This window comes from Aeromonas sp. QDB25 (assembly GCF_027707725.1).
In the GTDB taxonomy this organism is placed as follows: domain Bacteria; phylum Pseudomonadota; class Gammaproteobacteria; order Enterobacterales; family Aeromonadaceae; genus Aeromonas; species Aeromonas caviae.
Genome location: NZ_JAPCIZ010000012.1, coordinates 71,565 through 82,087 on the forward strand (window position 1 = coordinate 71,565; position 10,523 = coordinate 82,087).

Here is a 10,523-nt window from a genome sequence, read left to right on the forward strand (position 1 = left end):
TTTCATCAGCGGATGCTGATTAAGCCATGGCTTTGATCTGGGCAGACAGGCGGCTCTTGTGACGAGCAGCTTTGTTCTTGTGGATCAGGCCTTTGGTCGCCATACGATCCATGATCGGCTGAGCAACAGCGAAAGCGGCAGTGGCAGCAGCCTTGTCACCAGAGGCGATGGCAGCGATCACTTTCTTCAGGTAGGTACGGGTCATGGAACGACGGCTGGCGTTGTGCTGACGACGTTTCTCTGACTGAAGAGCACGCTTCTTAGCAGATTTGATGTTAGCCAAGGTAAAACTCCTAAAACTGTCTTAGCGAGTGTATTGAAAAGGCCCGGAAATATGCCTTCCCAACCACATATTGTCAAATGATTTGTGCAAATAAACACCGCCCCCCGGTGGTGTGTCAGATGGGAGACGGTTAAACTGTCGGCCGATTCTAACAGCATTCTTTTCTTTCCGACAGTTCCAGAGGCCTCGTCTTGAGTAAGAAATTGATCAAATCCGGCATGATTGTGTCCGGAATGACGTTGGCATCCCGTGTGATGGGCTTGGTGCGCGATGTGGTCATCGCCAATTTGCTCGGTGCCGGGGTGGCCGCAGACGTCTTCTTCTTCGCCAATCGCATTCCCAACTTCTTGCGCCGGCTCTTTGCCGAAGGGGCATTCAACCAGGCCTTCGTGCCCGTGATGACGGAGTACAAGAAAAACGGTGACGAGCAGGCGGTTCGGGAGCTGCTGGCGGCGGTGGCGGGCACCCTGGGTGGCATCGTCACCGTGGTCACTCTGCTCGGGGTGCTGGGTTCCGGTGTCCTGACGGCTCTCTTTGGATGGGGCTGGTTCTGGGACTGGCTGCATGGCGGACCGGCGGCGGAGAAGTTCGAGCTGGCCAGTCTGATGCTCAAGATCACCTTCCCCTACCTCTGGTTCATCACCTTCACCGCCATGGCGGGGGCCATTCTCAATACCTTTGGCCGTTTTGCCGTGTCCTCCTTCACGCCGGTATTCCTCAACATCACCATGATTGCGGCGGCCTGGTGGATCGCGCCCTTGATGGAGCGCCCCGAAATCTCCCTGGCGATCGGTGTCTTCCTCGGCGGTCTGGTCCAGTTTTTGTTCCAGTATCCTTTTCTGCGCCAGCTCAACATGCTGGTCTGGCCCAAGTGGGGTTGGCACCATCCCGGGGTGGTGAAGATCCGTACCCTGATGATCCCGGCCCTGTTCGGTGTGTCGGTCAGCCAGATCAACCTGCTGATCAACACCATGCTGGCCTCGTTTCTGGCTACCGGTGCCATCAGCTATCTCTATTACTCGGACAGGTTGCTGGAGTTTCCCCTCGGCCTCTTTGCGGTGGCCATCAGCACGGTGATCCTGCCTGCCCTGGCCAGGAAACACGTGGATGCGGATCCGGCTGATTTTTCTCGCACCATGGATTGGGGGGTGCGCATGGTGATGTTGCTCGGCTTGCCAGCCATGGTCGGCATCGCCGTGCTGCGCGAGCCCATACTGCGGGTGCTTTTCATGCGCGGTGAGTTCGGTCTGCACGAGGTGAGCATGTCGAGTGCCAGCCTGCTGGCCTCCACTACGGGGCTGCTCTCCTTGATGCTCATCAAGGTACTGGCCCCCGGTTATTACGCCCGCCAGGACACCAGGACGCCGGTGCGTATCGGCATCATGGCCATGGTAGCCAACATGGTGTGCAACCTTATTTTCATCTATCCGCTCGGCTACGTCGGGCTGGCGCTGGCGACCGCCTGCTCCGGCACCCTGAATGCCGTACTGCTGTTCAAGGGGCTCTATCAGCAGGATGTTTATCGCCCTTCCCGCAACACCGGGCTGTTCTGCCTCAAGCTCTTGGCGGCAACGGTCTTGATGGGGGGGCTTCTGGCCTATCTATCACCGGATCTCCCCCAATGGGGGGCCTGGAGCATGGGCAAGGCCAGCCTGGAGTTGACCCTGCTGCTCTGCCTGGGCGGAGCACTGTACGGCATTGTCCTCTTGGCATTGGGGATCCGGCCACGTCACCTGAGAGCCGATCAGCAATAAGGAGCCAGCTGCAAGGGATGGGGACAGTACAGGGGAGATAGGGGAGCGGTCTCAGGGGCTGTCGGGTTGACCCGCCAACGAGGTGCGATGCTCCTGGCCGAGTCCGAGAAGCGGGCGGGATGGCTAAATCGGCTCAACGGCAGGGCTGACCCTGCCTGCTGCCTGATATATAATCCGCCGATTTCCATGGCAGCAACGCACAAGGCACTGATGGAGCTTATTCGCGGCATTCACAATATCAAGCCCCGTCACCGGGGCTGTGTATTGACCATAGGCAACTTCGATGGGGTTCATCAGGGGCACCACGCGGTGTTGGCCCGTTTGCAGGAGAAGGCCGCCCAACTTGGCCTGCCGGCCTGCGTCATGTTGTTTGAACCCCAGCCGCTGGAGCTGTTTGCGGGCAGTGCCGCGCCCGCCCGCCTCAGCCGTTGGCGGGAGAAGTACGAAGCTCTCAAGGGAATGCAGATCGATCGCATGCTCTGCGTGCGTTTCACCCATCGTTTTGCCGAGCAGGCAGCCAGCACCTTCATCGAGCAACTGCTGGTGGAGAAACTCGGTGTGCACTATCTGGTGGTCGGCGACGATTTTCGCTTCGGCAAGGGGCGGGAAGGGGACTTCCACCTGCTGGAGGAGGCCGGTCGGCGCTTCGGGTTCGAGGTGATCAGCACCCAGAGTTTCCAGCTTTCCCGCCAGCGGGTCAGCAGTACGCTGGTGCGCGAGGCCCTGAAAGCGGGCCGCATGGCGGAGGTGGAGTTGATGCTCGGTCGCCCCTATGCCATCAGCGGCCGGGTGGCCCATGGCGACAAGCTGGGGCGCACCATAGGTTTTCCCACCGCGAATCTGGCCCTCAAACGCCAGGTTGTCCCGGTCGGTGGCGTGTTTGCGGTGGAAGTGATATGTTCCGGCAAGACTTTCCCCGGTGTCGCCAATGTGGGTGTACGTCCAACCTTGAGCGGTACACAAGCCAGATTGGAAGTACATCTATTTGATTTTTCTGGTGATCTATATGGTCAGCAGGTCAAGGTGCTGCTTCGCCACAAGCTGCGCGAAGAGCAGAAATTTGACTCTTTCACCGCCTTGAAAGAGCAGATCGAACGAGATGCCCTGGCGGCCCGAGCCTGGTTCGGGCTGCCACAATTTCATTTACCCAGCACTCTTTTAGAAAAGAAGGGAACCCAGGACTGATGAGCGACTATAAACACACCCTGAATCTGCCGGAAACCGAGTTTCCGATGCGTGGCGATCTGGCCAAACGCGAACCCAACATGTTGAAACGTTGGTACGATCAGGATCTTTACGGCGCCATTCGCCGCGCCAAAGCGGGCAAGCCTTCTTTCATTCTGCACGATGGCCCCCCCTATGCGAACGGCAGCATTCACATCGGTCACTCGGTCAACAAGATCCTCAAAGACATCATCATCAAGTCCAAAGGCCTTTCTGGCTTCGATTCCCCCTATGTACCGGGCTGGGATTGCCACGGTTTGCCCATCGAGCTGAAAGTGGAAGGCATGGTCGGCAAGCCGGGCGAGAAGGTTTCCGCCGCAGAGTTCCGCGCCGAGTGCCGAAAATACGCCAAAACCCAGATCGAAGCGCAGAAGACCGACTTCATCCGTCTGGGCGTGCTGGGTGACTGGGAACACCCCTACCTGACCATGGATTTTGGGACCGAAGCCAACATCATCCGTTCCATGGCCAAGATCGTTGAAAACGGCCACCTGCACAAAGGCTCCAAGCCGGTGCACTGGTGTACCGATTGCGGCTCCGCGCTGGCTGAAGCGGAAGTGGAGTACTACGACAAGAACTCTCCCTCCATCGACGTGCGCTTCAAGGCCGTCGACGAGGCTGCCGTTGCCGCCAAGTTTGATTGCGCCGAAGGCCACACCGGCAAGGGCGCGCTCTCTGCCGTGATCTGGACCACCACTCCGTGGACCCTGCCGGCCAACCGCGCCATCGCCATGCATGCCGATCTCGACTACGCACTGGTGCAGGTAGAGGGCGACAATCCCGAGCGTCTGATCCTGGCCGCCGAGCTGGTCAAGGACGTGATGGATCGCGCCGGCATCGAGCACTTCCACAACCTGGGCTATGCCAAGGGTGCTGCACTCGAGCTGCTGCGCTTCAACCACCCCTTCTACAGCTTCGACGTACCTGTGGTGCTGGGTGACCACGTCACTCTGGACGCCGGTACCGGCGCGGTACACACCGCCCCTGGTCACGGTCAGGAAGACTTCGTGGTCGGTCAGAAGTACGGTCTGGAAGTGGCCAACCCGGTTGGCAGCAACGGCGTCTATCTGCCGGATACCGAACTGTTTGCCGGCCAGCACGTGTTCAAGGCCAATGCGGCCGTGGTCGAGGTGCTGACCGAGCGCGGCGCCCTGCTGCATCACAAGGTATTCAACCACTCCTACCCGCATTGCTGGCGTCACAAGACTCCGATCATCTTCCGTGCCACCCCCCAGTGGTTCATCAGCATGGAGCAGAAGGGTCTGCGCAAGCGTGCTCTTGAAGAGATCGAGCGTATCGAGAAAGAGGGCATTGCCCAGCACGGTCAGAGCGGCTGGGTCCCGGCCTGGGGTAAAAACCGCATCCAGGCGATGGTCGAGAACCGTCCTGACTGGTGTATCTCCCGTCAGCGTACCTGGGGCGTGCCCATCTCCCTGTTCGTTCACAAGGATACCCAGGCGCTGCACCCGGAATCCGTGCGCCTGATGGAAGAGGTGGCCAAGCGGGTCGAGCAGTCCGGCATCCAGGCCTGGTGGGATCTGGACAAGGCCGAGCTGCTGGGCGCCGATGCCGACAACTACGAGAAGGTGCCCGACACCTTGGACGTCTGGTTTGACTCCGGTTCTACCCACGCCTCCGTGGTGGACGCCCGTCCCGAGTTCAACGGCAAGCCGGCCGACATGTATCTGGAAGGCTCTGACCAGCACCGTGGCTGGTTCATGTCATCCTTGATGATCGGCGTGGCGATGAAAGACAAGGCGCCCTACAACCAGGTGCTGACTCACGGCTTCACCGTGGATGGTCAGGGCCGCAAGATGTCCAAGTCCATCGGCAACGTGGTAAGCCCGCAAGACGTGATGAACAAGCTGGGTGCCGACATCCTGCGTCTGTGGGTAGCGAGCACTGACTACACCGGCGAGATGACCGTCTCCGACGAGATCCTCAAGCGCTCTGCCGACGCCTATCGTCGTATCCGCAACACTGCTCGCTTCCTGCTGGCCAACCTGAACGGCTTCAATCCGGCGACCGATATGGTTGCGCCTGCGGACATGGTGGTGGTGGATCGCTGGGCCGTGGGTCGTGCCAAAGCGGTACAGGCCGAGATCGTGACCGCGTTCGACGAGTACAACTTCCACGGCGTGACCCAGAAGCTAATGCAGTTCTGCTCCATCGAGATGGGTTCCTTCTATCTGGACGTCATCAAGGATCGTCAGTACACCGCCAAGGCAGACAGCCTGGCCCGTCGCTCCTGCCAGACCGCCCTCTATCACATCGCCGAGGCCATGGTGCGCTGGATGGCGCCCATCATGAGCTTCACCGCCGACGAGATCTGGGCCCTGCTGCCGGGCGAGCGCGGCGAGTTCGTGTTCACCGAGGAGTGGTACGACGACCTGTTCGGACTGGAAGCGGGCGAAGTGCTGAACGACGAGTTCTGGGCCGAGATCCTCACCGTGCGCGGTGAAGTGAACAAGGCGCTGGAAGTGGCCCGTGGCGAGAAGCGCATCGGCGGTTCTCTGCAGGCCGAGCTGACCCTGTTCGCCAAGCCGGAGCTGGCCGCGCGTCTGAACGCCCTGGCCGATGAGCTGCGCTTCGTGCTGCTCACCTCCAAGGCCAAGGTGGTCAGCGTCGATGCTGCACCGGCAGATGCCGTAGCGACCGAGCGCGATGACCTGTGGCTCTGCGTTGCCCAGTCTGCCGCAGCCAAGTGCGACCGCTGCTGGCACCATGTAGAGGACGTGGGTACCATCGCGGGTCACGAAGAGATCTGTGGCCGCTGCGTCACCAACGTCGAGGGTGACGGCGAAACGCGTCAATTTGCCTGATGAACATGACTCAACATAAAAGCGGCCTGCGTTGGCTGTGGCTGGCGGTGCTGGCCTTCGTACTGGACCAGGCGAGCAAGCTCGCCGTGGTCAAGTTGCTGCCATTTGGCTACCCGGGGGTGGAGATCACCCCCTTCTTCAACCTGGTCCATGTCTACAACAAGGGAGCGGCTTTCAGCTTCCTGGCAGATCAGGGGGGCTGGCAGCGCTGGTTCTTCGCCGTGCTGGCGTTCGCCATCTGCGGCCTGCTGATCTACTGGCTGCGCAAGCAGTCGGTCACCCAGCGCTGGAGCGGTATCGCCTACAGCCTGATCATCGGCGGGGCGCTCGGCAACGTGTTTGACCGGCTGGTGCTGGGCCATGTGGTCGACTTCCTCGACTTTTACTGGCAGCGCGCCCACTGGCCGGCGTTCAATCTGGCTGACAGCTTCATCTTCATCGGTGCCGCCATGATTGTACTGGACGGCTTCCGTGGTGAGAAAAAACAGGACGCGACCTCATGAGCCAGCTGATTGTTGCGGACAGCAGCGTGCTGTTCCATTTCTCTATCAAACTGGAAGATGGCTCGGTGGCCGACAGCACGGCGCTGCACGGCAAACCTGCCCGTCTGCGGATGGGAGACGGCAGTCTGACGCCGAGCTTCGAGCAATGCCTGCTGGGGCTGCGCGAAGGGGAGAGCAAGAGCTTTACCCTGGCGCCGGAAGAGGCGTTTGGCCTTTCCAATCCCGACAACATCTACCATCTCGATCGCGCCAAATTCGGTAACGAAGTTGAGCCCAAGGTGGGTACCATCATTCTGTTCGATCAGCCCAACGGCAGCGAACTGCCCGGGATCATCCGGGCGGTGGAAGGGATGTCGGTCACGGTCGATTTCAACCACCCCCTGGCCGGTCACACCGTCACCTTCGAGGTGGAGATCCTGGGAGTTGATGACGAGGAGAAGGTTCACTGATGGATATTCTGCTGGCTAACCCCCGTGGCTTCTGTGCCGGTGTCGACCGGGCCATCAGCATCGTCGAGAGCGCGCTGGAGAAGTTCGGTGCCCCGATCTATGTCCGTCACGAGGTGGTGCACAACCGCTACGTGGTGAACAAGCTCAAGGAGGCGGGTGCCGTTTTCGTCGAAGAGCTGGACGAGGTGCCGGATGACAGCATCGTCATCTTCTCCGCTCACGGTGTCGCCAAGGTCGTGCGCGAGATGGCCAAATCCCGCGCCCTCAAGGTGTTCGATGCCACCTGTCCGCTGGTGACCAAGGTGCACATGGAAGTCCATCGTGCCAGCCGCAAGGGTTCCGAAGCCGTGCTCATCGGCCATGCCGGCCACCCTGAGGTGATCGGCACCATGGGACAGTACGAGAACAGTGAGGGGGGCATGTATCTGGTGGAGACACCGGAAGACGTGGCCAGGCTCAAGGTGAAGAACCCGGATGACCTCTGCTTCGTTACCCAGACGACTCTCAGCGTGGACGAGACTTCGGATATCATCGATGCATTGCGTGCGCACTTCCCCAAGATCCAGGGACCGCGCAAGGATGACATCTGCTACGCCACCCAGAACCGCCAGGATGCGGTGCGGGAGATGGCCGGTCTGGTGGATGCCATGCTGGTGGTGGGATCGCGCAACTCTTCCAACTCCAACCGACTGCGGGAGCTGGCCGAGAAGGTGGGCGCCAAGGCCTACCTCATCGACGACGCCTCCATGATTGAGCCGCAATGGCTGGACGGAGTTGCCCGTATCGGGGTCACGGCGGGTGCGTCAGCCCCCGATGTGCTTGTTCAGAATGTCATCGCCCGGCTGCGCGAGCTGGGAGGCAAGATAGTGACCGAGCATCCTGGCCGGGAAGAGAATGTGGTGTTTGAAGTGCCGCCCGAGCTTAGAATTATTTGAATGTGGCCAGGATGGCCTGAGAATAAAGAGTTATGTTCCTGATGCCGGATTTGTCGTTGCGACCTATCCGGCATTAGACTATATGAACCGCCAGTCACCAAGGATGGGTTATGATTGGGTTCTATCGAGGCTTTTCTCTCATTGAATTGATGATTGTCGTCGCAATCGTGGCGATTCTTGGCACTATTGCCTATCCCTCCTATCAGCGTTACCTGCTGTCCAGCCACCGAATTGATGCCAAAAAAATGCTGTTGGATGCCGCCAACAGACAAGAAACCTATTTTATGGACTTCAATCGGTATACCTCATCCGCAGCCGATTTGAATATCCCGGAGAACTCCGAATCCGGCTTCTATCACCTGGTCATCTCAGCCGGGGTCAATACATACATCCTGTTTGCCACAGCCTCTGGTGCGCAGGGGTCAGACAGCGACTGCATCATTTTCTCCATCGACCAGGATGGCACCCGGAGTGCCACCCGGCTCGGGGATACCGTCAACAATGCTTGCTGGGACTAGGCGATGAAACCACTGCACCATCGACACACGAGGGGATTCAGCCTGCTGGAGGTGATGATTGCGGCCGTGGTGCTCTCCTTCGGCTTGCTGGGATTGGTTGCCATGCAGGTCACCGCCAAGTTTTCCAGCTACGAAGCGCGTCAGCGCACCATCGCCAACTGGCTGGCCAATGATCTGGTCGAACGCGCTAGGATCAACAAAGACAGCTGGGCTGGTCAGGGAACGACAGTGGTATCCGGCAACGCGATCCTGGATATGCCGAGCTGTGCCAACAACAATGGCACCATGTCGGATTGCAGCAGGACTGAGCGGCAGGCACTGGACCTCTTCTACTGGCAGCAGTCTCTGCTGGGAACCGCGGTATCCGGCGCCGCGTCACCTCTGCAATCTCCGGTCGGCTGCGTGATTCGTGGCGCCAACAACAGTTTGACCATAGGGATCTTCTGGCAGGGGCGGGAGTCTTTGTCCGATGGTGCCGGTGCAGTTGCCGCGGTGCGCAACAGTTGTGGGCTGGGCAATGCGGCAGACAGACAGAGGCGTCAGTTCGTACTGACGACCACACTATGAATGCTCGCGGCTTCACCCTGATTGAATGGTTGATTGCCATGTTGATCGGCGTATTTCTGGTGGGCGGGGGCCTCAGCATCTTCGTGGCTTCCCGTGCCACAACGGAGGATGCTTTCGATCAGAGCGAGTTGCAGGAGAATGGGCGTATTGCGATGCGTCTGGTGACCCAGGACCTGAAGTGGGCGGGCTTCTGGGGGGACTACACCGGTTCCCCCATGGCAACGGGGCAGGGTGTGACGCTTTTAGGCGGTATTACAAGTACTTGTGGGAGTCTGCCTTCAAATACTGGTGTTCGTGCATTGTTAGTCATGAGAGTTAATGACTCAGGAGGTTTGACTGGAGGAGATGCAAGCTGTATTCCTACGGATAGTTCGAAATGGTCATTTATAAAAAACACAGATGTAATTAGTATTAAGAGATTAGTCGGCCGCCCGCAGACTATAGATTCAGAGTTAGATGGCAATCGTTATTATTTGGCGACTACTACTCAGCTAGCTAACTTATTCGCCATGGTTGATGAATCTGACCCAATTCCAAGTGAGGTAATCGAAATGCCTGATCCTCAACTATGGGAGTATCAGCATTTCATGTATTACACTGTGCTCAATAAATCAAATAATATTCCAGAGTTAAGGAAGCGTATTCTTACTCCAAATGGCGGGTCACTACTTATTAGTGGTCCTATTGCTGAAGGAATTCAAGGATTAACTGTATTGCTTGGCATTGATGAGAGTACGATCCCTGATGGTGTGATAGAGCGCTATACCAATACCAATAATGTGACCGAACAAGACTGGAGCGAAGGGCGTGTCGTAGCGGCTCGTGTCTTTATCTTGGTGCGTTCACTGCAAGCGTCTAGTAGTTATGTAAATAACAATATCTATCAAGTTGGTGATGTACCAGTTTTTGGAAATGGCGATGGTTATCGTCGCTTGCTCTTGGAATCCAGTGTCTCATTACGTAATCCAGCGGTGATTGCAGGAGGAGGGAAATGAAATCCCAGAGCGGTGTGGCTCTGATCATAGCCCTGATCATTCTGGTGCCCCTGACCCTGATTGCCGTGGTGGTGATGCAATCTTCGGGGCAAGACCTCAAGATGGCAGGCTCGTCTGCCAGCTTCCGCCAGGCAGAGCACCGACTCGAAGGCATCATCGAAGCCGCGATGCAGAGCAACAACATATCGACTGTGATTGCTGGCATGGGCTCCACTCTGGGGGCCAGTGCGGCGATCAGCGTCAATAGCAGCAATGCTTCGGCGGCTGTCGATCTTACCAATCGCACCGAAACCGTCTGCAAGCGCAAGGTTGACGCCAGCAGCAGCAATGTGATTCCTGCGTGCAAATATGTCGAACTGCAGCGCGAATTCAGATAATAACTGCAACACCCATGGTGCATAGGAGAGAAGAGGCCAACTGCCGGTTCTGGTACGCTTCTTCTCGCCAAAGAAACAAAGCGGAACACCATGAGA

General features: G+C 58.3%; 10 protein-coding genes and 1 pseudogene. 10 read left to right on the forward strand and 1 reads right to left on the reverse strand.

Annotated features, from left to right (window positions below; genetic code table 11):
- Positions 1–19: 19 nt before the first annotated feature.
- The gene (gene rpsT / locus PG883_RS06485; RefSeq protein ID WP_005308808.1) at positions 20–283 is read right to left on the reverse strand and encodes a 30S ribosomal protein S20; all 264 of its coding nucleotides are present in this window, start codon (positions 281–283) and stop codon (positions 20–22) included.
- A gap of 191 nt (positions 284–474) precedes the next feature.
- Between rpsT and murJ the strand changes: the two genes are divergently transcribed.
- The 10 genes and pseudogenes from murJ to PG883_RS06535 form a co-directional block, all read left to right on the forward strand.
- Positions 475–2,037, forward strand: coding sequence for a murein biosynthesis integral membrane protein MurJ (gene murJ / locus PG883_RS06490; RefSeq protein WP_041210955.1), 1,563 nt, complete (start codon positions 475–477; stop codon positions 2,035–2,037).
- A gap of 210 nt (positions 2,038–2,247) precedes the next feature.
- Positions 2,248–3,222 carry a bifunctional riboflavin kinase/FAD synthetase gene (gene ribF / locus PG883_RS06495; RefSeq protein WP_010673098.1) on the forward strand — a complete coding sequence of 325 codons (975 nt, stop codon included), beginning with the start codon at positions 2,248–2,250 and terminating at the stop codon, positions 3,220–3,222.
- On the forward strand, positions 3,222–6,083 hold the full coding sequence (gene ileS, locus PG883_RS06500) for an isoleucine--tRNA ligase (protein ID WP_223924393.1): 2,862 nt from the start codon (positions 3,222–3,224) through the stop codon (positions 6,081–6,083). Before ribF ends, ileS begins: the two co-directional genes overlap by 1 nt.
- Complete coding sequence (gene lspA, locus PG883_RS06505; protein WP_069784301.1) at positions 6,083–6,586, forward strand: signal peptidase II; 504 nt, start codon at positions 6,083–6,085, stop codon at positions 6,584–6,586. Before ileS ends, lspA begins: the two co-directional genes overlap by 1 nt.
- Positions 6,583–7,035 (forward strand): FKBP-type peptidyl-prolyl cis-trans isomerase, encoded by a 453-nt coding sequence (fkpB, locus tag PG883_RS06510; RefSeq protein WP_010673101.1) that lies wholly within the window; start codon positions 6,583–6,585, stop codon positions 7,033–7,035. Before lspA ends, fkpB begins: the two co-directional genes overlap by 4 nt.
- A complete protein-coding gene (gene ispH / locus PG883_RS06515) occupies positions 7,035–7,970 on the forward strand; it encodes a 4-hydroxy-3-methylbut-2-enyl diphosphate reductase (protein WP_069784300.1) in 936 nt (311 codons plus the stop codon). The genes fkpB and ispH overlap by 1 nt, the downstream gene beginning before the upstream one ends.
- 110 nt (positions 7,971–8,080) lie before the next feature.
- Positions 8,081–8,488 carry a type IVa pilus pseudopilin TppA gene (gene tppA / locus PG883_RS06520; RefSeq protein WP_041210959.1) on the forward strand — a complete coding sequence of 136 codons (408 nt, stop codon included), beginning with the start codon at positions 8,081–8,083 and terminating at the stop codon, positions 8,486–8,488.
- 3 nt (positions 8,489–8,491) lie between these two features.
- Positions 8,492–9,055: a type IV pilus modification protein PilV gene (gene pilV / locus PG883_RS06525; protein WP_029313786.1), complete on the forward strand. Its 564-nt coding sequence runs from the start codon at positions 8,492–8,494 to the stop codon at positions 9,053–9,055.
- Entirely contained in the window at positions 9,052–10,050 is a 999-nt protein-coding gene (locus tag PG883_RS06530; RefSeq protein WP_223919958.1) for a PilW family protein, read from the forward strand. Before pilV ends, PG883_RS06530 begins: the two co-directional genes overlap by 4 nt.
- Positions 10,047–10,412: pseudogene (locus tag PG883_RS06535) on the forward strand (pilus assembly PilX family protein); the annotation flags it as partial. The gene PG883_RS06530 and the pseudogene PG883_RS06535, both read left to right, overlap by 4 nt.
- Positions 10,413–10,523 lie beyond the last annotated feature (111 nt).

Excerpts from the sequence above, each read along its gene's own strand:
- pilV (WP_029313786.1), top strand. The coding sequence starts at position 8,492 with ATGAAACCACTGCACCATCGACACACGAGGGGATTCAGCCTGCTGGAG.
- lspA (WP_069784301.1), top strand. The coding sequence starts at position 6,083 with ATGAACATGACTCAACATAAAAGCGGCCTGCGTTGGCTGTGGCTGGCG.
- tppA (WP_041210959.1), top strand. The coding sequence starts at position 8,081 with ATGATTGGGTTCTATCGAGGCTTTTCTCTCATTGAATTGATGATTGTC.
- PG883_RS06530 (WP_223919958.1), top strand. The coding sequence starts at position 9,052 with ATGAATGCTCGCGGCTTCACCCTGATTGAATGGTTGATTGCCATGTTG.
- ileS (WP_223924393.1), top strand. The coding sequence starts at position 3,222 with ATGAGCGACTATAAACACACCCTGAATCTGCCGGAAACCGAGTTTCCG.
- fkpB (WP_010673101.1), top strand. The coding sequence starts at position 6,583 with ATGAGCCAGCTGATTGTTGCGGACAGCAGCGTGCTGTTCCATTTCTCT.
- ispH (WP_069784300.1), top strand. The coding sequence starts at position 7,035 with ATGGATATTCTGCTGGCTAACCCCCGTGGCTTCTGTGCCGGTGTCGAC.
- ribF (WP_010673098.1), top strand. The coding sequence starts at position 2,248 with ATGGAGCTTATTCGCGGCATTCACAATATCAAGCCCCGTCACCGGGGC.